General features: G+C 67.2%; 20 protein-coding genes. 13 read left to right on the plus strand and 7 right to left on the minus strand.

The annotated features are described in order from the left end of the window. The first annotated feature begins 165 nt into the window (after positions 1-165). The 3 genes from folP to E1263_RS10565 are packed head-to-tail and all read left to right on the plus strand — an operon-like array spanning position 166 to position 2,436. Positions 166-1,032 (plus strand): dihydropteroate synthase, encoded by an 867-nt coding sequence (gene folP, locus E1263_RS10555; protein ID WP_132167042.1) that lies wholly within the window; start codon positions 166-168, stop codon positions 1,030-1,032. After that, entirely contained in the window at positions 1,032-1,754 is a 723-nt protein-coding gene (locus E1263_RS10560; protein WP_132167043.1) for a pyrimidine reductase family protein, read from the plus strand. Before folP ends, E1263_RS10560 begins: the two co-directional genes overlap by 1 nt. A 1-nt stretch (position 1,755) precedes the next feature. Then, positions 1,756-2,436 carry a class III extradiol dioxygenase subunit B-like domain-containing protein gene (locus E1263_RS10565; RefSeq protein ID WP_132167044.1) on the plus strand — a complete coding sequence of 227 codons (681 nt, stop codon included), beginning with the start codon at positions 1,756-1,758 and terminating at the stop codon, positions 2,434-2,436. Here E1263_RS10565 and E1263_RS10570 read toward each other — a convergent pair. Together E1263_RS10570 and E1263_RS10575 are read right to left on the minus strand one after the other, a co-directional pair. Further along, positions 2,429-3,046, minus strand: coding sequence for a hypothetical protein (locus tag E1263_RS10570; RefSeq protein WP_132167045.1), 618 nt, complete (start codon positions 3,044-3,046; stop codon positions 2,429-2,431). The genes E1263_RS10565 and E1263_RS10570 overlap by 8 nt on opposite strands. A gap of 9 nt (positions 3,047-3,055) precedes the next feature. After that, a complete protein-coding gene (locus E1263_RS10575; protein ID WP_132167046.1) occupies positions 3,056-4,033 on the minus strand; it encodes an ABC transporter substrate-binding protein in 978 nt (325 codons plus the stop codon). Between the two features lie 70 nt (positions 4,034-4,103). On the opposite strand from E1263_RS10575, the gene E1263_RS10580 reads away from it, so the two are divergent. The 8 genes from E1263_RS10580 to egtD all read left to right on the plus strand — a co-directional run bounded on the left by E1263_RS10580 (position 4,104) and on the right by egtD (position 11,986). Further along, complete coding sequence (locus tag E1263_RS10580; RefSeq protein ID WP_132167047.1) at positions 4,104-5,099, plus strand: FecCD family ABC transporter permease; 996 nt, start codon at positions 4,104-4,106, stop codon at positions 5,097-5,099. Next, positions 5,096-6,124, plus strand: coding sequence for a FecCD family ABC transporter permease (locus E1263_RS10585; RefSeq protein WP_132167048.1), 1,029 nt, complete (start codon positions 5,096-5,098; stop codon positions 6,122-6,124). The genes E1263_RS10580 and E1263_RS10585 overlap by 4 nt, the downstream gene beginning before the upstream one ends. A gap of 1 nt (position 6,125) precedes the next feature. Further along, a complete protein-coding gene (locus tag E1263_RS10590; protein WP_132167049.1) occupies positions 6,126-6,902 on the plus strand; it encodes an ABC transporter ATP-binding protein in 777 nt (258 codons plus the stop codon). Beyond that, entirely contained in the window at positions 6,899-7,597 is a 699-nt protein-coding gene (locus tag E1263_RS10595; RefSeq protein ID WP_132167050.1) for a (2Fe-2S)-binding protein, read from the plus strand. The genes E1263_RS10590 and E1263_RS10595 overlap by 4 nt, the downstream gene beginning before the upstream one ends. A 126-nt stretch (positions 7,598-7,723) precedes the next feature. Then, positions 7,724-8,950, plus strand: a complete 1,227-nt coding sequence (locus E1263_RS10600) for a glutamate-cysteine ligase family protein (RefSeq protein WP_202868817.1) — start codon at positions 7,724-7,726, stop codon at positions 8,948-8,950. Continuing rightward, a complete protein-coding gene (egtB, locus tag E1263_RS10605) occupies positions 8,947-10,284 on the plus strand; it encodes an ergothioneine biosynthesis protein EgtB (protein WP_132167051.1) in 1,338 nt (445 codons plus the stop codon). Before E1263_RS10600 ends, egtB begins: the two co-directional genes overlap by 4 nt. Beyond that, positions 10,284-11,021, plus strand: coding sequence for an ergothioneine biosynthesis protein EgtC (egtC, locus tag E1263_RS10610; protein ID WP_132167052.1), 738 nt, complete (start codon positions 10,284-10,286; stop codon positions 11,019-11,021). The genes egtB and egtC overlap by 1 nt, the downstream gene beginning before the upstream one ends. Further along, complete coding sequence (gene egtD / locus E1263_RS10615) at positions 11,021-11,986, plus strand: L-histidine N(alpha)-methyltransferase (RefSeq protein ID WP_132167053.1); 966 nt, start codon at positions 11,021-11,023, stop codon at positions 11,984-11,986. Before egtC ends, egtD begins: the two co-directional genes overlap by 1 nt. On the opposite strand, the gene E1263_RS10620 is transcribed toward egtD, so the two are convergent. The 4 genes from E1263_RS10620 to E1263_RS10635 are packed head-to-tail and all read right to left on the minus strand — an operon-like array spanning position 11,983 to position 16,168. Beyond that, positions 11,983-13,017, minus strand: coding sequence for a TRM11 family SAM-dependent methyltransferase (locus E1263_RS10620; RefSeq protein ID WP_132167054.1), 1,035 nt, complete (start codon positions 13,015-13,017; stop codon positions 11,983-11,985). The two genes, egtD and E1263_RS10620, sit on opposite strands and share 4 nt — an antisense overlap. 44 nt (positions 13,018-13,061) lie before the next feature. Beyond that, positions 13,062-14,348: an ABC transporter substrate-binding protein gene (locus E1263_RS10625; RefSeq protein ID WP_132167055.1), complete on the minus strand. Its 1,287-nt coding sequence runs from the start codon at positions 14,346-14,348 to the stop codon at positions 13,062-13,064. A 10-nt stretch (positions 14,349-14,358) separates the two neighbouring features. After that, a complete protein-coding gene (locus E1263_RS10630) occupies positions 14,359-15,228 on the minus strand; it encodes a carbohydrate ABC transporter permease (RefSeq protein ID WP_238161159.1) in 870 nt (289 codons plus the stop codon). After that, entirely contained in the window at positions 15,209-16,168 is a 960-nt protein-coding gene (locus E1263_RS10635; protein WP_202868818.1) for a carbohydrate ABC transporter permease, read from the minus strand. The genes E1263_RS10630 and E1263_RS10635 overlap by 20 nt, the downstream gene beginning before the upstream one ends. Before the next feature lie 81 nt (positions 16,169-16,249). Between E1263_RS10635 and E1263_RS10640 the strand changes: the two genes are divergently transcribed. Together E1263_RS10640 and E1263_RS10645 are read left to right on the plus strand one after the other, a co-directional pair. Beyond that, the gene (locus E1263_RS10640; protein ID WP_238161160.1) at positions 16,250-17,296 is read left to right on the plus strand and encodes a LacI family DNA-binding transcriptional regulator; all 1,047 of its coding nucleotides are present in this window, start codon (positions 16,250-16,252) and stop codon (positions 17,294-17,296) included. A 29-nt stretch (positions 17,297-17,325) separates the two neighbouring features. Next, a complete protein-coding gene (locus E1263_RS10645; RefSeq protein WP_132167056.1) occupies positions 17,326-18,057 on the plus strand; it encodes an alpha/beta fold hydrolase in 732 nt (243 codons plus the stop codon). On the opposite strand, the gene E1263_RS43200 is transcribed toward E1263_RS10645, so the two are convergent. Further along, on the minus strand, positions 18,050-21,928 hold the full coding sequence (locus E1263_RS43200; protein WP_202868820.1) for a glycosyl hydrolase family 18 protein: 3,879 nt from the start codon (positions 21,926-21,928) through the stop codon (positions 18,050-18,052). The genes E1263_RS10645 and E1263_RS43200 overlap by 8 nt on opposite strands. Between the last annotated feature and the right edge of the window lie 237 nt (positions 21,929-22,165).

Below are 22,165 nucleotides of genomic sequence, written 5' to 3' on the forward strand. Positions count from 1 at the left end.
GTTCGACGAATCCTATAGGATATGTGGCAGCTTCGGCAGGGGGTTTGGACCGCCACCACTGACTAACTGGGCCGCCCACCGCCACCTGCACGCTCAGCGCCTCCTCGCGGGGCCCGTCGGCGGGAGGTTGGACAGTGCTGGAAGTCCGCCGGATACAGTCGCCTCATGACTGCGCTGCGCCTGGGCCAACGCACTTTCGGGGTCGGCGAGTTCGCCGTGATGGCGATCGTGAACCGGACTCCGGACTCGTTCTACGACCGGGGCGCGACCTACGCGGCCGATGCGGCATACGCGGCGATCGATCAGGCGGTCGCGGACGGTGCCGATCTGGTCGACATCGGTGGCGTGAAGGCCGGGTACGGCGAGCCGGTCAGCGAGGACGAGGAGCTACGGCGGACGGTCGACTTCGTGGCCGGGATCCGAGAGCGGCACCCCTCGCTGGTGATCAGCGTGGACACCTACCGCAGCGGCGTCGCCCGGCGCGTGGTCGAGGCCGGTGCCGACCTGCTGAACGACACCTGGTCCGGTTCCGACCCTGACCTCGTCTACGCCGCCGCCGAGTTCGGCGCCGGGCTCGTCTGCAGTCACGTCGGCGGACTCTCCCCGCGCACCGACCCGCACCGGATGGCGTACGACGACGTGGTCGAAGACGTCATCCGTACGACGACCGGTCTCGCCGAGCGCGCAGTCGCGGCCGGGGTGCGGCGGGACGGGATCCTCATCGATCCGACCCACGACTTCGGCAAGAACACCCTGCAGTCGCTCGAACTGACCCGCCGGCTGGATGAGCTGGCGGCAACCGGCTGGCCGGTGCTCGTGGCCGTGTCCAACAAGGACTTCATCGGCGAGACGCTGGAGCTCCCACCTGGTCAGCGCGGCAACGGCACACTGGCCGCACTGAGCATCTCGGCGTGGCTTGGGGCTCGGGTGTTCCGGGTACACGACGTACCGGCTGCACGCCAGGCGCTCGACCTGATCGCCGTACTGCGTGGCACTGCCCAGCCCGCCGGAACCCGAAGGAGCCTGGCCTGATGCGCCAATTGGACGAGCTGACGGACGACGACCTGATCGAGGTCTACCAGGTCGCCGACCGCACGGTGCCGCACCTGCGCGCCAACTTCGTCAGCAGCCTGGACGGTGCGGTCGAGATCGACGGCAAGTCGAAGGCGCTGTCGAGTGACTCCGACAGTCGGGTCTTCAGCATGATCCGGCGGCTGGCCGACGTCGTACTGGTCGGTGCCGGCACCATCCGCGACGAGGGCTACACGCCTCTGAGGCTGTCCGCCGCCAGCCGTTCCTGGCGCCAGGCGCAAGGCCTCGCCGAGAACCCCACGCTCGCGGTCGTCTCCGGTCGCCTCGAACTCAGCCCCGACAACCCGATCTTCCAGTCGGCCGTGCGCCCACTCGTCATCACGCATGAAGCCTCCCCGCCGGACCGCCGTGCGGCCCTCGCCAAGGTCGCCGATGTGCTCGTCCTCGGCGGCACCGAGGTCGAGCTGCCCGCGCTGGTCAAGACGCTGGCCGAGCGCGGCCAGCCGCAGATCCTCTGCGAAGGCGGTCCGAGCCTCCTGGGCGCACTCACCGCCGCTGACCTCGTCGACGAACTCTGTCTGTCCCTGGCGCCCGTCTTGGCGGGTCCAGGCTCCGGCCGCATCACAGCCGGCGCTCCCACTGCTGCCCGTCAGCTAAAGCTGGCCACGACGGTGGCTGGCGCCGACGACTACCTCTTCTTCCGCTACCTCCGGGAGTCCTGACATGCCCGTTGTGGCCGCCGCAGTCTGCCCCCACCCACCTCTACTGGTCCCCGAAGTCGCCTCCGGCGCTGCCGCGGAGCTGGACGAGCTACGCGCCGCCTGCCTCGCCGCTGTCGACCTGCTCGCAACTGCCGACCAGGTGCTGGTGATCGGCTCGGCAGCCGGTGACGCGAGCTATGGCTCGACCGCTGGCGGCTCCTTCGGCCCGTACGGCGCTCCATCCGTCCGCCTAGGCATCGGCGAACCGGTGCTGCCGCTCTCGTTGGCAATCGGCGGCTGGCTCCTCGAACAGTCCAAGGCTGTCCACATGCCCCGGAGCTACCGCGCCGTACCGGTGGATGCCGCACCGGCCGACTGCGTGCAGCTTGGCAAGGAGATTGCTCAGGGCAACGACCGTATCGGGCTGCTGGTGATGGGGGATGGGGCTCCGCGGCGGAGCGAGCATTCGCCGGTGCACCTGCATCCGCTGGCAGAGGCGTTCGACAGCACGGTGGCTAACGCGTTCGCTGCGGCAGATGCCGACGTACTGGCTGCTCTTGACCCGGAGCTCGCGGCTGAGCTCCAGGCGGCAGGGCGGGCGCCTTGGCAGGTGCTGGCCGGAGCGCTGGGCCGGCTGCAGGGTGAGCTCTTGTACGACGCGGCGCCGTACGGGGTCGGCTACTTCGTCGCCAGCTTTAGCTGACCGGCACGTCCGGCCAGCGCGGTGCGGTCGCAGCGAGGTCGTCTCGACCCAGTGCGCGCAGTTGCGAGACCAGGTCACCCCGAGCAGCCTGTACGGCGCTCACCGCTGCCGCCGCCGTGTCATGCGGACCCGACCAGTTGCAGACGGCATCTCCGGCGTACCAGCCTGGCCGCACATGGGAGGCGGCGAGCCGGGCTGCCGGGAGCGGAGCGTCGGCCAGCTGGATCACAGCGTCGACAGCGACGACCGGTGCGGTCAGGTCGAGGAGAGGTCGTAGCTCAACGGCGTCCGTACGGACGAACTCGTAGCCGGCCGGTGCGCGCTCCGCTAGCCAGGCCAGGGCCTCAGCAGCGGTCTGCTGCAGTAGCGAAGGGTCCGCGAGAGTGCGCACACCGCACTGGCGGGTGTGGGTCGGTCGGAGCTCGTTCTGCCACAACCTGACCTGCAGCTCCTCGCGGCCGGACAGCCGCCGGCCGAGGATGCGGGCGAGACCGACGACGTCGAAGTTCAGCTCGTCCGGGGTGCGCTTCCGCCCTGGCTCGAGTGGCATGCCCGGCAGTGTCCCCCGAGCGGTCCACGGCCCGACATGCCACCGAGTCAGAACAGTCACACCAACACCCTATGGCTTGACGGGTGCGTCCACACCGAAGGTCTTGGCGAGGTCACCCAGGATGACCCAGGCGCCCTGCAGACCGACAGCGGTCATCCAGGTCAGGTCCGGGACCTCGTGCACCTTCGGGGCGAGCGGCTTCCAGAGCGGGTTGGCCTTGAACTCGGCCGCGGTCTTGGCGCCGACACCCTTGTCGTCGGCGAACGTGGTGACGAAGATCGCGTCGGCGTCGGCGTCCTTGATCCGCTCCGGGCTGATCTCCAGGGCGAACCCGTCGACGTCCTGCGACTTCGGCCGGGCCAGGCCGGCGTCCTTCAGCACGATGCCGGAGAAGGTGGCCTTCTGGTAGAGCCGGGTCGGGCCGTCGAGGAAGCGGACCACCGAGACGGTCGGGTTCTTCGCCTTGGTGTTGATGGCGGCACCGACGGTCCGGGCGGCCGTCTTGTACGCCGAGAGTTCCTGGTCGGCCAGCTGCTCCTGGCCGAGCGCCTTCGCCTCGAGCCGGATGTTGTCCTGCCAGGTCGGTCCAGTGGTCTCCGACATGATCGTCGGGGCGATCTTGGACAGCTGCTCGTAGAGCTTCTCGTGCCGGACCTTGGCGGTGATGATCAGGTCCGGCTGGAGGTCGGCGATCTTCTCCAGGTTCGGCTCGGCCAGCGTGCCGACCGGCTGGGCGTCCTTACCGAGCGTGTCCCGGTCGGCGCCCAGATACTCCGGCAGCTTGTCCTTGATGCTGCGGTAGTCGGTGTAGCCGACGACCGGGGTGTCCAGGATCAGCGTCGCGTCGACGAAGCTGGCGTCCAGGGCGACGACCCGCTTGGGCTTGGCGGGGATCTCGGTCTTGCCCATCGCGTGCTCGATGGTGCGCGGGAAGCCGGTGGACGACGAGCCGGGCGCCTCCGGGGACTTCCCGTCGTCCGACGAGCCACAGCCGGTCAGGGCCAAGGCGGTGACGGCGAGCAGGGCGGTAATGCGGTGCAGGCGCACGGGTCTCTCCTGGGGACACGGGTCGCGTAAGGTGACTCACGACCTCTGACAAGTAAGGCAACGCTAACCTATGTCGTCCCCTGCTCGGCGCACAGTGTTCCTGGTAGTGCTGATCGTCATACTCGCGCTGGTCTTCGTTGCCAGCTTGGCTTTCGGGTCGCGCTGGCTCGGTCCGGGCGCGCTGTGGCACGCCATGACCGCCAACAACGGCTCTGACGCCGATGTGATCGTCCGCAGCCTGCGGGCGCCGCGCACGATCGTTGCCGTCCTCATCGGTCTCTGCCTCGGCGTGGCCGGAGCCCTGATGCAAGGCCACACCCGCAATGCGCTCGCTGAGCCCGGCATCTTCGGTGTGAGCGCGGGCGCTGCCTTCGCTGTAGTTCTAGGGCTACAGACCGGAGTCGTCGAGTCAGTCGGCGCCACAGTGTGGGTAGCGCTCGCGGGTGCACTGATAGCCACGTACGGCGTACAGCGGCTGGCGTCGCGGGGGAGTGGCGCGACTCCAGTCGGGCTGGCGTTAACAGGGGCTGCTGTGGCCGCACTGCTCGGTGCGATGACCTCCGCAGTTGTCTTGCTCGACAGCACCACTCTGGACAGCTATCGCTTCTGGGCGGTCGGATCGGTGGCTGGTCGCGGTCTCGACGTCGCCGGTCAGGTGCTGCCGTTCGCGGTGATCGGTCTGGTCCTCGCCGCCATCAATGCGCGCGATCTCGACCTGCTGGCGCTCGGTGATGATGTGGCTGCAGGACTCGGACTGTCGATTCCCCGCGCCCGCCTGATCGGGCTAGGCGCGATCGGCCTGCTCACCGCGGCCGGAGTGGCTGCCTGCGGCCCGATCGGCTTCCTGGGCTTGCTGTCTGGTCATGTGGCTCGGCAGCTCTTCGGCTCCCGCAACACCTGGCTGATCCCGGGCGCCGGACTGGTCGGTGCGAGCGCCATGGTGCTCGCGGACCTTGTCGGCCGGTTGATCGGCGGTGCGGGCGAGGTGCAGGCCGGTGTGGTGCTGGGCATCGTCGGTGCGCCGCTGTTCGTGCTGGTGGTTCGCCGCCGGGCGGTGGTGCTGTGAAATCCCGCACTGTCGTGCTGAGCCTGCTCTTCGCAGTCCTGGCGATCGCCGTCGCCCTGCTGTCACTAAGCATCGGTACGTCGAAAGTCCCGGTCGCGGATGTGATCGACGTACTGCTCGGTGGTGGGCGCCGTGGGCAACGACTGATCGTGCTCGACCTGCGATTGCCACGAGTCGCCACCGGACTGCTCGTGGGAATCGCCTTCGCCGTGTCCGGTGCGCTCCTGCAAACCCTGTCCCGCAACGCGTTGGCCAGCCCGGACATCGTCGGTGTGAACTCGGGAGCGTCGGCCGGAGCGGTCGCAGTGATCGTGCTGGCCGGAAGCGGTGGCGGCAACATCTCGGGGTTCGCGGGTCAAGTGGGGATCCCGTTGGCCGCCGTCGTTGGCGGGCTGCTGGCCACACTCACTGTCGGCATCCTGTCCATCCAGCGTGGGCAGGTCGACGGTGGCCGGATAGTGCTGATCGGTGTCGGTGTAGCGGCCGCCGCGAACTCCTTGGTCGCTTGGATGCTGGTGATCGGCGATGTGAACGACGCTGGCCGTGCCGCGGCCTGGCTGGCCGGTTCGCTCAACTCGCGCGAGTGGAGCGACGCCCTCCCGGTGCTGATCGCACTAGCCGTGCTGTTGCCGGTAGCAATCATGTTCAACCGGGACCTATCCGCCATGGTGCTCGGCGACGACGTGGCGTCCTCGCTAGGCGTGCGGGTGGCGCGTATCCGGCTACTCCTGCTGATCGTGGCGACAGTCCTGGCCGCTATGGCGACTGCCGGAGCCGGTCCGATTGCCTTCGTCGCTCTGGTGGCTCCACAGGTCGCACTGCGGCTGACCCGGATGGAGCGGCCGCCGTTGGTGACATCCGCGTTGCTGGGCGCACTGTTCGTCGTACTGGCTGATCTGATTGCACGCAACGGCCTGGGCTGGCTCCACTTCGGCCCGTATGAGCTTCCTGTCGGTGTGATCACCGCCGCGGCCGGAGCGCCGTATCTGCTTCACCTAATCGGCCGTCAGCAGAAGGGGCGTTGATATGCACGTCGAGAACCTCACCCTCGCGTACGGCGCCGATGCGCCGGTGGTCTCCGGCCTGACGCTGGAGATTCCAGCTGGGCGGTTGACGGCGATCGTCGGGCCGAACGGCTCCGGCAAATCCACGCTGCTGCGCGGGATGAGCAGACTGCTCCCGCCGCAGAGTGGTCAGGTGTTGCTGGATGGCGACGACATCCACAAGTTGCCGGCGCGTGAGCTCGCCCGGCGACTCGGTGTGCTGCCGCAGGGACCGGTCACACCGGAGGGCATCACCGCTGCCGAGCTGGTGTCGCGTGGTCGGCATCCGCACCGCGGGCTGTTCGGGCGGTTGACCTCCGAGGACGACGCAGCGATTGAGCAGGCGTTGGCCGCAGTGGAGCTGACTGAACTGCGGGACCGACCGGTCGACCAGCTGTCCGGTGGCCAGCGGCAGCGCGTGTGGATCGCCATGGTGTTGGCACAGGGCACAGCGCATCTGCTGCTGGACGAGCCCACGACATACCTCGACCTGGCGCACGCAGTGGACGTGATGAACGTCGTCCACGCCGCAGCGCACACCTCTGGTCGGACGGTGGTGGTCGTACTGCACGATCTGACGCTGGCTGCGCAGTACGCCGATCATCTGGTGGTGATGGGCGCTGGTGCGATCGCCGCGCAGGGGCGACCGGCCGACGTACTGACTGCGGAGCGGTTAGACGAGGTGTTCGGGCTCAAGGCCACCGTGGTGGAGGTGGATGGCGCACCGGTCGTGGTGCCGGATCGTAGGCTTGCTGGGTGACCCACTCCGTTGGCTCCCTCGTGGACACCCTGGCCGACTCGGTCGACTGGTTGTCCGTGCGGACGGCGGACGCCGTACCGGGGCCGGAGTGGGTGTCGTGTGCGCAGGTCGTCGCAGAGCAGCAAGCCGGCGGTGATCCGACCGGGGCTTGGCGTGCGCAGGTCGCAGCGGACTATGCGCGGGAGTACGCGATTGATCCGCCGGTCCAGGTCGCGGCCATGTTCACGCTGATGTGGTACGTCCAAGTGCCGGCGCTGGTGGCCGGGGTGCTCGGTGCGGCCACCGGCGTCTCGCCTGAGGTCTCACCGGACGCGCTGGCGTTCCGCGTGCACCCGACCGCGCACTACCCGATCGAGGTCGCGCTGCTGTCCGACCGCGTCGTACCGGTGCAGGAAGCGGCGGCGCAATTGCAGGAGCACGCCAACGCGTTCCTGGACTCGTTCCGGCCCGGTGTGAAGCTCAGCTCCCTGCAGCGGTTCGGAGCGGTCGACGACGAGGTTCGGTCCGCCATCCGCCTCGCCGGGCCTGCGCCGCACGCCGAGGAAGCGGCCACAGCGTTCGGAGTCACGCTGGAACAGAAGCTGCGGACGTCGTGCTGCTACTTCTACGTGTTGCCGAACGTCAAGGCCTGCACCACCTGTCCTAGGTTCCGCCCGAGCCGGAGCTCTTTGAAGCGCTTCGACCTGGGAAGTTAGTCCTGTAAGGGAAAACTGTCGGTGGTCGCCTGCAGGATGTAGGCATGAGATCCGCACTGCAGGCGTCATCGATGAGTAATCCGGTCTTGGTTGTCCAGGCCCGGCGCGAGAGCTACGGTCGCTGACGTGACCTCGTCCGGTGGTGCTCCGGCGACAACCCCGATCGGCTCCCGGGCCGAGGCTGAGGGCTACGTCGCGATGGTCTGTTTCAAGCACGGCCCTCCGCAGTTGCACGGTGTCGAGCTGGAGTGGACCGTGCATCACGCGGAGGATCCGCGCCGGCCGCTCGACGCCGATCGACTCCGCAAAGCTCTGGGCGTGTACGCGCCCCCCACCCTGGTCCCCGGCAGCCCACAGCTGCCGCTGGGCCGGGGTGCTCTGGTCACGGTGGAGCCGGGTGGCCAGGTGGAGGTCTCCGGCCCCGCCATGGCGTCGGTCCAGCAGTTGGTCGACGACACTCTCGCCGATGCGGCCGAGCTGGCCGCGCTGCTGCAGGCTGAGGGTCTGGTCCTCGGCGACCATGGGCTGGACGCCTTCCGGGCGCCCCGCCGCATTCTCACGGTCCCGCGTTACGCGGCGCTGGAGCGCACCTTCGCTCGGCTCGGTCCGCATGGCCCGCGGATGATGTGCAGCAGCGCGGGATTCCAGGTCTGTCTGGACGCCGGTGAGGCAGACCAGACCGCGCTGCGTTGGCGCGCTGTGCACGACATCGGCCCAGCCATGGTCGCGCTCTTCGCGAATTCGCGGCGCCGAGGGGGCGCCGACACCGGCTGGGCCTCGGCGCGGACCGAGGCGACCTTCGGCACCTGTCCGCCGTTCACGGAGCCACCGCCGGTGGACGGTGACCCGGCGGCGACCTGGGCCCGGACGGCGATGGACGCGCCGGTGCTGTGCCTGCGGCGTGGTGACAGCTGGGAGGCACCGGACGGGCTGACGTTCGGCGATTGGGCCGATGGCCGGTTGCCCGGCGACAGACCGACGTACGACGACCTTGACTACCACCTGTCCACGCTGTTCCCGCCGGTGCGCCCGCGTGGGTATCTGGAGATTCGCTACCTCGACACTCAGCAGGGCGACGGGTGGATCACCCCGACGCTGCTGATCTCGGCGCTGATGTCCGACCCGGCCCGCCTCGACGACGTGCTGGCCGCGGCCGAGCCTGCTGCCGGGCGCTGGTACCCGGCAGCCCGCGACGGGCTCGACGACAAGCCGGTCGCCAAGGCGGCCCGCGACCTCGTGGACCTCGGCATCGACCTGCTGGAGCGCACCGGCGTCACCCCTGAGCTTCGCGCTGCGACCGCGACCCGGTTGCAGCGCATCGTCGACGACACCCACGGAAGGCGAGCCTCATGAAGCACCAATTGTCAGACCTGAATGAGGAGGGCCTGCGAGCCTTCATCGGCGAGCAGCTGGATCGGTCCCGGCGGCGGACTGTGCACCTGGCCGACGCGGTGGATGTCGACGACCTGGTCAAACAGCACTCGAAGCTGATGTCGCCGCTGGTCTGGGACTACGCGCACATCGGCAACCAGGAAGAGCTCTGGCTGGTCCGGGATGTCGGCGGCCGTGAGCCGGTGCGCCAGGACATCGACGAGCTGTACGACGCGTTCATGCACCCGCGGTCGGATCGGCCGGCGCTCCCGTTGCTCAGCCCGGTGGAGACGCGTGGGTATGTCGAAGAGGTGCGGGACAAGGTGCTCGACGTCCTCGACCATGTGAAGTTCGATGGCGGCCGGGAGCTGGTCGACAACGGGTTCGCGTTCGGGATGATCGTGCAGCACGAGCAGCAGCACGACGAGACCATGCTCGCGACCCACCAGTTGCGCCGCGGTGTGCCGGTGCTGGATGCGCCACCGCCGCCACCTGGCCGGCGGGTGGCCGCTCCGGAGGTGCTGGTGCCCGGCGGGGTCTTCGAGATGGGGACATCGGTCGAGCCGTGGGCGCTCGACAACGAGCGGCCGGCGCACGCCGTGCGGGTTGCGCCTTATGTGATCGACACGGTGCCGGTGAGCAATGGGGACTACCTGCAGTTCGTGACCGGTGGTGGATATCAGGACCCGCAGTGGTGGTCGGAGGCCGGCTGGGCGCACGTCCAGAAGGGCTCACTGACCGGACCGCGGTTCTGGGAGGTTGTGGACGGCGAGTACTGGCAGCTGCGGTTCGGCAGGCTCGAAGCGCTGCCTCTGGACGAGCCGGTGATGCACGTCTGCTTCTACGAGGCCGAGGCCTACGCGAAGTGGGCGGGGAAGCGGCTGCCGACCGAGGAGGAGTGGGAGTTCGCAGCGCGGTTCGACCCGGCGACCGGGCGGACGCGTCGCTTCCCGTGGGGTGACGAGACACCTGGCCCGCAGCACGCGAACCTTGGTCAGCGACACCTCGGTCCGGCGCCGGTCGGTGCCTATCCGGCGGGCGCATCACCGCTGGGCGTCGAGCAGCTGATCGGCGATCTCTGGGAGTGGACGTCGAGCGAGTTCACGCCGTACCCGGAGTTCCGTGCGTTCCCGTACGACGAGTATTCGCTGGTCTTCTTCAGCCCTGACTACAAGATCCTCCGCGGTGGTTCGTTCGCCACCGACGAGGTGGTTGCCCGCAGCACCTTCCGGAACTGGGACTACCCGATCCGCCGGCAGATCTTCGCCGGCTTCCGTTGTGCCCGCGACCCTCGTCCTGAGGAGCTGCGCGCCTGATGTGCCGCCACCTCGCTTACCTCGGCCCATCGGTCACCTTGGCCTCGCTTGTCCTGGACCCAGAACACTCGCTGTACGAGCAGTCCTGGGCGCCGAACGACATGCGCGGCGGCGGGACCGTGAACGCCGACGGCTTCGGCCTGGGTTGGTACGCCGGCTCGGCCCGGCGCTATCGCCGGAATGTGCCGATCTGGACCGACGACAACCTCTGCGACCTCGCCGCCGGAATCACCTCCGGCGCGGTGATTGCCGCCGTACGGAACGGGACGGATCGGATGCCGCACGACGAGGCGGCAGCGGCGCCGTTCCGCAGTGGCAACTGGTTGTTCAGTCACAACGGCAAGATCCCCGGCTGGCCGGAGTCGACGGCGAAGCTGGCCGCGGAGTTGCCGGTCACCGACTTGCTGACGCTTCCAGCGCCAGTTGACTCCGCGTTGTTGTTCGCACTGATCGTGCATCGGCTCAACGACGGACAGGATGCGGCCGAAGCGGTCGCGTCCGTGCTTCATGAGGTGGAAGAGGCAGCGCCGGGCTCGCGCCTGAACGTGCTGCTGACCGACGGCGAGCAACTGGTCGCCACCACCTGGACGCATTCGCTCTGGGTCAGGCGGACCTCCGATTCGACCACAGTCGGTTCGGAACCGTTCGGCGCGGGGCACTGGGACGAGGTCCCGGACCGCTCTCTGCTCGTGGCTACCGCTACCACCGTGAGCATCACCCCGATGGAAGGACCGTAGTGACCCAGATCGACGTCCACCTCACGCCGGACTATGCCGCTCGTACCCTCCGCGAAGACGTCCGTACCGGCCTCACCGCCGACGCCAAATGGCTGCCACCGAAATGGTTCTACGATGCGCGCGGCAGCGATCTGTTCGAGCAGATCACCCGCCTGCCCGAGTACTACCCGACCCGCGCCGAGCGCGAAATTCTGCAGGCGCGCAGCGCCGAGATCGCGAAGCTGACCAAGGCCCGCACGCTGGTGGAGCTCGGTTCGGGCTCGTCGGAGAAGACCCGTCTGCTGCTCGACGGGCTCCGTGACCACGGCAGCCTGAGCACCTTCGTCCCACTCGACGTGTCCGAGTCGGCGCTGCGCGACGCGTCCGACGCGATCAACGCGGACTATCCGACCATCGGCGTACACGGTGTGGTTGGTGACTTCACTGCGCACCTCGACAAGCTGCCGGGCGATTCACCAAGACTCGTCGCCTTCCTCGGCGGCACGATCGGCAACCTGCTCCCGGAGGAGCGCGCCGGCTTCTACCGCTCGATCCGCGATGTCCTCGAGCCTGGCGAGTGGCTGCTGCTCGGCACCGATTTGGTCAAGGACCCAGCCACGCTGGTCGCGGCGTACGACGATGCTCAGGGTGTGACCGCCGAGTTCAACCGCAACGTGCTCCGGGTGATCAACCGGCAGCTCGGCGCGGACTTCGACGTGGACGCGTTCGAGCACGTCGCGCTTTGGGATGCCGAGGAGGAGCGGATCGAGATGCGCCTGCGCGCCACCAGCCCGCAGCGCGTCCTGATCCCCGAGGTGCACCTCGAGGTCGACTTCGCCGAAGGCGAGGAGCTACATACCGAGATCTCCACCAAGTTCCGTCCCGAGGGGGTCGCCGCGGAGCTCGCCGCCGGCGGCTTCGCCCAGGCCGCCTGGTGGACCGACAGCGAAGCCCGCTTCGCGCTGTCTCTCTGGCAGGCCGTCTAAGGCTTACGCGCCACCAAGATGTCCCGCACGATCGCCTGATCCACCCGATGCACGAAGTCCTGGTACGGCGCCTCGTCCAGCGGCTCCAGGCCCGCCGCGGCAAGAATTTCCGCGGCGGCCGGTCGGCGCGCGACATTGGTGTTCCAGGCGATCCCCAGCGCACCACCGGAGCGGAGTAGCCCGGCCCAGACCGGCGCGGCCGCCTTCAGCAAGTCGATCGGGCTCCGGTGCAGGCCGCTCTCGGCCGACCGGCTGCCGTGCTGCACCCCGTACGGCGCATCCGTGACGACGAGGTCGAAGGTGCCCGGGCGGTGGAATTCCAGCGCCTTGGTCGTATCGGCGTTGACGACCGACAGGCTGAACTTCTCGCCCGCCTTCCAGGCTTCTTTCGTGAGCCCGAACGACGCCTGGAATCGGTGCCCCACGACCTCGTGCTCGCGACGAACCCGGATCACCTCGGCGTCATGCTTGAGCCGCTTGTTCTTCAGCCAGGTCTGCACGAATGTCGCGTACGCGTCGAAGTCCTTGCGGTCCACATCGACTCCGGCCGCGTCGAACCCGTACATCAGCGCCTGGTTCAGTGTCGTCCCGCGACCGCACAGCGGATCGATGACGCTGAACCGGCGCTCGAGCAGCTGCGGACCCCACTTCGACGACAGCAGGGTCACGTTCAGCAGCAGCTTGGTGAACAGCTCATTGGTCTTGCCCTGGTACTTCTGAATGGTGATCAGATCGCTGTCGAGTTTGTCCAAGGACTTCAGCTCGACCGGTTCGAGAAACTTTCCGTCCTGGCGGAACAGTGCATAGACCGACGCCATGTTCGCCAGTTTCGCGGCATCGTCGGCCGGCAATTCCGCGGCCTCGAACGTCACATACTGCACCCCACCGATCCGGGTCTCGCCGATGTCGGAGACGTCCGCCGTGAGCGTGGTCTGCCCGAACAACTGCAGCTCCGCCTTGGTCAGACCGACGGACGACTCGGCGTAGACCCGATTGGTCGACGGCAGAATCAGTAGTGCGTAGCGAGCCATCTCTCCTGCAATTCCCGAGGTGTCAACGAGCGCCGCAGTCTAACTCAGCCTCCGGATTTGATCAGGCCGTTGATCTTCTCGACATACGCGGGCAGGTTGGTGATCGGCTTCTTACCGCTGATGATCGGCTGGTACTCGGCGGTGGTGAGGTCACCGACCTGCTGGGCCCATTGCGTGGTGAACCGGACGCCGACCGTCTTCTCCGCGGCCAGGTCGGCCTTGACCGTGTCGACCACCGTCGTCTGCTCGGCCTTGGTCAGCGCGTCGAAGTAGCTTGCCTGCGCGGGGGTATAGGCCGGGGGAGCGACCGGTGACTCCGGCAGTACGGCGTCCCAGACCTTCGTGTTGAGGTACTGCAGCACCTTGAAGGTGGAGTCCTGGTTCTTCGTGTACTGCGGCGTGCAGATCCCGACCGAGTCGTACAGCGTGGCCGGTGTCGTCACCTGCGGGAACGGGACGAACCCGTACTTCACCTTCGGCTTGTCGACCTGGAACCCGGCGGCCAGCCACTGCCCGCCGAACATCATCGGCACCTTCCCGGCCGCGAACAACGATTGCGCGTTCGAGGCGTCGTACCCGGGTGGTGCGACCGAGCCACTCTTGACCGCGTCGGTCAGCTTCTGCACACCCTCGGTGTACTTCGCGTCCGCTTCCGCCTTGGTCGGGTGGTTCACGTCGTCGGTGAACGGCGCGCCGCCGGCCGAGACGGAGTACATGCTCATCGTGAACGGGCCGTCCGGTCCGGTCAGCTGATCCGCCACCAACCCGTACTTCGCTCCGTTCTTCCCAGTGAGTTTGGCCGCCGCGCCGTACATGTCGTCCCAGGTCCAGCCGGCCTTGGGGATCGTGACACCGGCCGCGGTGAACGCGTCGGCGTTGTACCAGACGCCGTACGTGTTCATGAGTGAGGGGAGGCCGCCCATTTGGCCGTCGGCCGTTGTCCAGTTGGCGATCGCGGACGGGACGAACTTGTCCGCACCGAAATCGGAGCTGTCCTTGAGCTTCGAACTCCAGTCCACCAGCAAGCCTTGCTGTGTGTACTGCTGCTCGGTGTCGTTGCCGCACCAGAAGAGATCGGGCAGCTTCTTGGCCTGGGTCAGCGACGACAGTTTGTCGCCGTACTGGCCGCTCGGGGTGTCGAGCAGTTCGACCTTGATGTTGTCGTCCTTGAACTCCGCCAGTGCCTTCTTGATCACGGCGTTCGTCTGGGTCGACTCCCACGTCATCACGGTCACGGTGACCGGGCCGTCACTCGCGCCGGAGTCCGAACCACCACAGGCGGTCAGCAACCCGGCGCAGGCCAATGTGGCGCCGATGAGCTTGGTCTTCACAGGTGTGCCCTCATTTCTGGGTGGTGCTGCCGAGCGAGCCGAGGCCCTGGATGAAGTAGCGCTGCGCAACGAAGAAGAGAACCAGCGGCGGCAGCATGTAGAGCAGGTTGGTGGCCATGTAGTAGCTCCAGTCCGGTGTCTTGCCGGCGAACGGCGAGATGAACGCCGCCATCCCGACCGACAGCGGCCACTTGCCGGAGGAATAGAGGTAGACCAGCGGATTCAGATAGTCGTTCCAGGAGGCCTGGAAGGCGAGGATCGCCATTGTGATCCAGGCCGGCCGGGTCAGCGGCAGCATCACCTGGGTGAAGATCCGCAGGTGGCCGGCGCCGTCGATCTTGGCGGCTTCGTCGATCGAGTACGGGATGGCGAGAAAGTATTGCCGGGCCAGGAAGATGAACAACGGATTTCCGCCCAGGAAGGCCGGTACGATCAGCGGCAGCCAGGTGTCGTACCACCCAATGCTCTTGTATAGCTGGAAGAGCGGGATCAGACCGACCACACCAGGGAGGAGCATGCTGCCGACGAACAGGTAGAACCAGACCTTGCGGCCGGGGAATCGCAACCGGGCCAGCGCGTAGCCGGTCATCATTGCGGTCATCACTCCGCCGAGCACGCTGAGCGCGGTGATGATGGTCGAGTTCAGCAGCAGCCGGGGGAAGTGGATCGCCTTCGGGCCGTCGATGAAGTTGCTCCACGTCCACTCGCGCGGTAGCAGTCGCGGCGGGATCTCGAAGACGGCTGAGCCGCTCTTCAGGCCGATGGTGATCATCCACAGCAGCGGAACGATCATCACGGCGGCGACGAACAACGCGGTCACGTACCAGGCCGTCGTACCGATGAGCCGGCGCGGCCTGCGCTCAGTCTGGAGTGTTGTCACTGTAAGTCCAAAGGGAGGTGAACTTCGCGGCCAAGGCGATCACGGCGATGATGACGATGAACAGGACCCAGACCTGGGCCGAGGCGTAGCCGAGCTGCGGGATCCGGCCGAGGTTCGGGAAGCCGTTGTTGTAGATCGACAGCATCAGCACGTTGGTGCTGAAGCCAGGGCCGCCGTTGGTCAGGATCTTGGGCTGGTTGAAGGTTTGCAGCGCCGCGGTGGTCTGCAGGATCACCTGCAGCAGGATGATCGGGCTGATCGTCGGCAGCGTGATGCGGATGAACGCGGACCAGGGACCTGCTCCGTCCACCTTCGCTGCTTCGTACAGCTCGGTCGGGACGGACTGCAGCGCGGCCAGGAAGATGATCATCGTGCCGCCGACGCCCCACAACATCATCAGTACGACGGACGGCATCGACATCGACGGACTCTGCAACCAGAGACTGGTCGGCAGACCGAGGCGGTCGAGGACCGTGTTCAGCAGGCCGACCTCGGGGTTGAGGATGAACTTCCAGAGCGTGATGGTCGCGACCGCCGGGAGGACCACCGGCAGATAGGCCAGGGTCCGGACGATCCGGACGCCGCGGAAGCGCTGGTTGCAGAACATCGCCAGGGCGAGACCTAGGATCAATGAGAGCGGCACGTACAGGACCACCAGGTACCCGGTCGCGCGCAGGGCCGGCCAGAACGCCGGGTCGCCTCCGAAGAGACGGCGGAAGTTGCCGAGCCCGACGAAGACGGGATCGGCCAGGCCGTTGTACTTCGTCAGGGCGAGATAGAACGAGCGGATCAGTGGATAGCCGACGAAGACGGTGAACCCGATGATCGCCGGGGCGATGAACAGGTAGGCCGCCACGGTGTCGGAACCGGCGCCGCGACTCAGGCCTTTTCCGCGGCCGGGGCCGTTGCCACGTTGGAGTGGACGGCTGGAACGATTCATCCGATCTCCTGCTGGACGGTAACGTTTCCAAGTTTTAGTGTGTGGTGGACGATGCCGTGCCGCGAAAAGGAAGTCAACCCCGTGCCCGAAACGTTTCCAAACACCCCCGAGACCGCTCGGCCGACGATGATCGACGTGGCCCGCCGGGCGGGGGTCGGGCTCGGCACGGTGTCCCGCGTGGTGAACGGCGGCCACGGTGTCCGCGACGAAACCGCGCAGCGGGTCCGGACCGCGATCGAGCAACTGGGCTTCCAGCGCAACGAGGTCGCCCGCGCCCTGCGCCCGGGGAAGAAGTCGTCCAGTCTTGCGCTCGTCCTCGGTGACCTGACGAACCCGTTCTTCGCGACGATCGCCAAGGCTTCGCTGGAGGTCGCCGGCCAGTCCGGCTTCGCCGTCGTACTGGGCAGCGTCGATGAGGACCCGGAGGGGGAGAAGCGCGCGATCCAGGAGCTGGTCAGTCGCCAGGTCGCCGGGCTGATGATCGTGCCGGACCAGGGCGACCATGCGTTCCTGGTCGGCGCCGGCGTACCGGTCGTGTTCGTCGACCGGCCCGCGACCGGCATCGAGGCCGACATCGTGATGGTCGACAACGAGGGTGGCGGGAAGCTGGCCACCGACCACCTACTGGAGCAGGGGCACGAACGAATCGCGATCCTGCTGGCGCCGTCGTACTACACCACGGGTCGTCGCCTCCGCGGTTACCGCCGGGCCCACCGCGGTGCCGGGCTGGAGGTGGACGAGTCGCTCGTGGTCCAGCTCCCTGAGGGGAACGCCGAGTCCGCCGAGAAGGCGACTCGCGAGCTGATGCTGCGGCCTGATCCGCCGACCGCGATCTTTGCCTCCACCAACTTCCTGACCGAAGGTGTCCTGCGCGCGCTCGGCGAGCTCGGCCTCGAGCCGGCCGTCGTCGGTTTCGACGACTTCCGCTTGGCCGACATGTTGCCGACGCCGGTCACAGTCGTTGCCTCCGACATCGCTGAGCTCGGCCGCAGCGCTGCCCGCTTGCTACTCGACCGAGCCTCCGGCGCGGATCGTCGCCCACCTCAGCGCATCGTCCTGCCGTGTGCGCTGATCCAGCGCGGTTCTGGGGAGCGGCCACCGTCTGCCAGTAAGAGAAAACCCCGCTGATGACGCTCGACGCTGGTTAGGCTTGCCGCGTGTTCTACGAATCCATCGGTAGCGGCCGTCCTGTCGTGTTCCTGCCCGGCTGGGGCGGCAATAACGGCGAAACCCAAGCGGCTCACGAGCCGGTTTTCGCCGACCGCCCCGGCTGGCGCCGCATCTACATCGACCCACCCGGCACCAACCACCGCCCCGGAGATCCGTCGATCACCGACCAGGACGGAATGCTGGACGCGATCGCGGAGACCATTACGCAAGTTCTGGGCAGTGACCAGTACGCCGTCTCGGGCACATCGGCAGGTGGTTTGCACGCGCGCGGGCTGATCAAGCGCGATCCGGAACGCGTGCTCGGCCTCCTGCTTCGGGTGCCCGGCGTCATCGCGGATCGTGCCGCGCGAACACTTCCGACGGACGACTACCTGCGCCGGACGGCAGCGTTCGAGGCCGCATCGCAGGCGAAGCAGGACAACTACTACGACCCGGCCGAACAGTCGGCGGATCTGGAATTCCTCGGCCGGATTCAGTCCGACCCTGCGACCTATGGGTTGCGGGAAGATCCGGCGGCGCGGTTCGAGCGGCCGACGTTGATCGTGACCGGGCGGCAGGACACCGTGACTGGGTACGCCGACGCGTGGGGCTTGCTCGACGACTACCCGACGGCGACGTACGCCGTACTGGATCAGGAAGAGCACGACCTACCAGTACGGCGACCAACGCTGTACCGCGCGCTGGTCGCCGACTGGCTTGATCGGATGGACGCTAGCTAGCGTTGCCGATCAGCTTCCAGGGCTCGTGATCCGGGTCGGGCCCGGTGCCCGGGGCGTTGTTCTGGGTCCACCACTTGGCTTTCCAGACCTTGCCGTTGTATTTCACGGTGACCTGCTCGACCGCTTGGGTCACCGGGTCGTAGACCTTGGCCGAGTCCCAGTTCCCCGCAGCACATCCACCCGCCGCAGGAGTCGCCGTACCGAGGCCCTTGACGTTGTCGGTCACCGGCGAATACGGCGTACCGCTGATCGACAGACTGGTGTTCACCGGCCCGGTAATCGGCAGGTAGTAGATGATCGGGAGATCAAGGGTCTTCCCCGCCGGAATGATCTGGCAGTAGTCCAGCGTGGTGGTGATCCGGTGGAACTGCGAGCCGGAAGTGAGTTTCCACTGCCCACCTTGATCACCGGTCTGCCAGTTGACGTCCTTGACCAGCGGCGACGTGGACGCCGGGATGTCGAACGACAGCTTGGTGTCCTTGCCGCCACCGAGCGTGCGGCCCGTGTTGTTGGTGATCCGGACTGTCGGAGTCAACGGCCAGAGCTTGGCCGTCTCGGTCGGGTAGTTGACCATGTCCACGCTGATGTTCGCGGTGACGGCAGGCGCCGTACCGGTACTTCCGCTGCGCAGATTGTTGTCATAGGCCCCTGAACTGTTCAGCTTGTCGTTGATCCGGGTCGTCAGGCTGTAGCCCATGCCACAAGGGTGCTGCGCGTCGACAACTGCCGGGCAGGCGTAGTCGCCGCCGAGCTCCCACATCATCACGCCGCCCGCACCGGTGGACTTCACGAGATCGGTCACGGCGTCGATGCCTTGCTCGTCCTCGGTCGACAAGAACACCTTCTTGTCGGCGTTCCACAGCCACGACGTCTTCGTGGTGTTGTCCCAGAACCGGTTGTACTGGCCGGAGATGCGGTCGGCCGGATCGGTTGCCGGGGTCAGGCCGACATTCGGCGCGTACCGGGGAAGGATGTTCTTCTCCAGGTTCTTCGTGTGCCACAACGGGTTCGTGCCCGATCCCAGCTCACCGCCGTTGGACGTTTCGTCGTGCCAGATGTTGTCGATTCCGACCGCACCATCACCACACGGACGCTTGATGCCGGTCCCGGGCTCGCAGCCGTCCGGCTTCTGGGAGTTGCCCCACAGACCGTTCGTGCCGCCGGTGACGTTCTTCCAGCCACGCGTGTAATAGGGGATGCCGATGTTGACCCGCCCGGCCTGCAAGGCGCCGCGCATGTACTTCATCGCCCAACTGGTGTTGAAGTAGCCGATGCCGCCGTACTCCGGCGTTGCGTACAGATCGGCCAGCTCCGGGTCCTTGCCGTCGTCGAACAAAGCGGCGTTCGGACCGACCACGTTGTTCCAGGTGCCGTGATAGTCGTACGCCATCAGGTTGGTGAAGTCCTGATAATCGAGCGAGGTCTGGTTCGCCATGCCACGCGTCAGGTAGCCGGAGGCCGTCGAGGCCGAGGTCAGCTGGTAGTACTTGTTGTCGGCAACCGATGCCCGGTTCAGCGAATCACGCAGGGTCTTCATCAAGGCCGCGTACGCCGTCGGTAGCCCCTTCCGTCGCGGATTCGCCGTACCCCAGTCGTTGGGGTTGCCGGTGTCGTCCAGCACGGTCGGGTATTCGAAGTCGATGTCGACGCCGTCGAAACCGTAGGTCCGCAGGAACTCCACGGCCGAGCCGGCGAACGTGTCGATACCGGCCTGATTGACCGAGCCGTCGGCGTTCGTGGTCATCGCATAGAAACCACCTGACCCGGCCCAGCCACCCACCGAGATCAGCGTCTTGACCCGCGGGTGCAGGCGCTTGTACTTGGTGAGCTGGTTGAAATGACCCTTGTACGGCAGCGACGCGTCCATCTCGGCGCCGACCTTGCCCGGCCACTCCATCCGGATGGCCGCATCGTCAACGGTGATCTTGTTGTTCTGCACCGAGGCGAAGGCGTAGTTGAGGTGCGTGACCTTCGACCACGGGATGTTCTTCACCAGGTAGTGCGGGGTGCCGTCCTTACCGGTCCGGCCACCGTTGAAGTAGGCGACAACGCGTCGGTCCCGCCCCTGACCGAGCCACTCCCGGCCGTCGCTCTGATAGATCTTGCAGTACGGCGTCGCCACGCCGGGCGTGGTTGCGAGACCGTCAGGGCGGCAGTCGCCGCTCGCACCCGGCCGGGCGCCGCCGTCGTCGCCACCCGGGTGCGCCTCCATCGGGTCGCCGACACCGCCGTTCGCGGCCGACGCGATCTCGGTCGGCAGCAGCCAGCCGTCGACACCCTTGGAGGCCGAGTTGTACAGCAAGAAGTCAGACACCTTGTCGGCGTCGAGGTCACCGAAGTCGCCGATGCTGCCGCCGAACGCGTTCCCGGAGCGGATCCGGCCAATGGAGTTCCAGCCGCCGGTGGCCGCCGTACCGTTGGCCTTCGTCTTGGCTTTCGTCTCGCCCCAGCCGCTGCCAAGGTTCAGCCAGGCGTCCACGTCACCAGTGGTGTACCGGACGACCACGACGTCGGCCTTGCCGTCACCGTTGAGGTCGGGGTAGGAGACCGATCCGGTCGGGCCTTCGGCCGGGTGGGTGAAGCCGTCGATCTTGCTCCAGTTGCCCGGCTTCGGGAGCCCGCCGGTGGTGGTGTTGCGCCAAGCGGCCAGGAAGTTGAGGCGGTCGGGGATGATGATGTCGTCGTCACCGTCGCCGTCGAGATCGGCGAACACCGGGTAGCCGGTGTAGCCGAGGTCGTTCGCGACGATGACCGGGTTCGCCCAGCGGACGTCGCGGCCGCTGGACTCGTTGCGCCACACCTTCATCGCGGCGAAGCCGGTGCCGGAATCGGCGGCGGTCATGAAGTTGACCAGGTCGTCCTTGCCGTCGCCGTCGAGGTCGCCGAAGAACGCGGGCTTCGGCGTCTGGCGGGCACCCGCCGGTGCGGTGTCACCCAACGGGAACCAGACCCGTCGGCCGTCGGTTCCACAGCCGCCGTTCTGCCAGGTGTACAGCCGGCCGTTGACCGTGACGGCACGATCGACGTCGCGGTCGCCGTCGACGTCCATGAACCTCGTCTGGGCACCGTCCGCGGCCATCACGATCTGACCGAGCGGAGCCCAGCCGCCGGGCTCGGAGTTGCCGTCCGGCTCGCGGCAGATGCCGTTCGCCGACGACATCCTGCGCAGGTAATCGGGCAGGTACCGCTCGAGCGCGTCGAACATCCCGGCCATCATGTCGCCGGCTGCATGTCCGCCGAAGAAGGCTTCGACGGTCCGGACGAACCGGATGATCGAGGCGCTCGTCGCCTTGTACCAGGCGAGCATCTCCGGTGTTCCGGCGAACGCGACCGCGAACGTCGTCAGGCCGGCCGCGATGGACTTGGCCATCGTGTTGGCCCACTCGTCGGCGTCACCGAGCTTGCCGTCGGCCCACTGGGTCAAGGCGCCGTTCACGAACTCGCCCATGAACCCGCCGATCCCCGCGCAGACGGGCACCGAAGCACCGGTCCGGAGGCAGGCCGCGGTCGCGCCGACACCGACCAGGATGGATCCGGCCACGATCAGCGCGCCCTGCCACCAGGTCGCGTCCACCTCGATCTCAGGGGCCTTGATGACGATCGTGGCGACCGTGCCCTCGACCTTGGTCTCGGCGTTGAACTCGATGTAGCGCAGGCTGGGCATGACGTCTTGGAGCTGGCCCTTGGTCCGCTCCTCCAGCACCTGACTGAGCTTCTTGCCGCTGGCCTTGATCTCGTCGAACTGCTGCTTGTAGTGCGCGGCCAGCGCCGGGTCCTGGAAGTCGTGGGTGACGACCTGGTCCTGGGCAGCCGGCTTGGCCAGCGCCGGCTGGATGCCGGTGCTCGACAGCAGGACCGCGACAGCGGTCACGACAGCTATCAGAATCGGGGATTTTCTTCGGGGAAAGATCCGGCCAAGTCTCATCAGAAGTTCCTTCGGTAGGGCGGTGGACGCTGTGGGAGCGTTTCCACGACCGTACGAAGGGTGGGAAGAGGTTGCGGCGTCAGTAAACGCTATCCGTGATCCGCGTCACAGATAGCGTGCTCAGTTGAGCGTTTCGCGGTGCCCGAACGGGCCCCTGGGGCGGCGGGGCGCGTCCGGGCTTCG

The organism is Kribbella antibiotica (assembly GCF_004349055.1).
GTDB classification, from domain to species: Bacteria; Actinomycetota; Actinomycetes; order Propionibacteriales; family Kribbellaceae; genus Kribbella; species Kribbella antibiotica.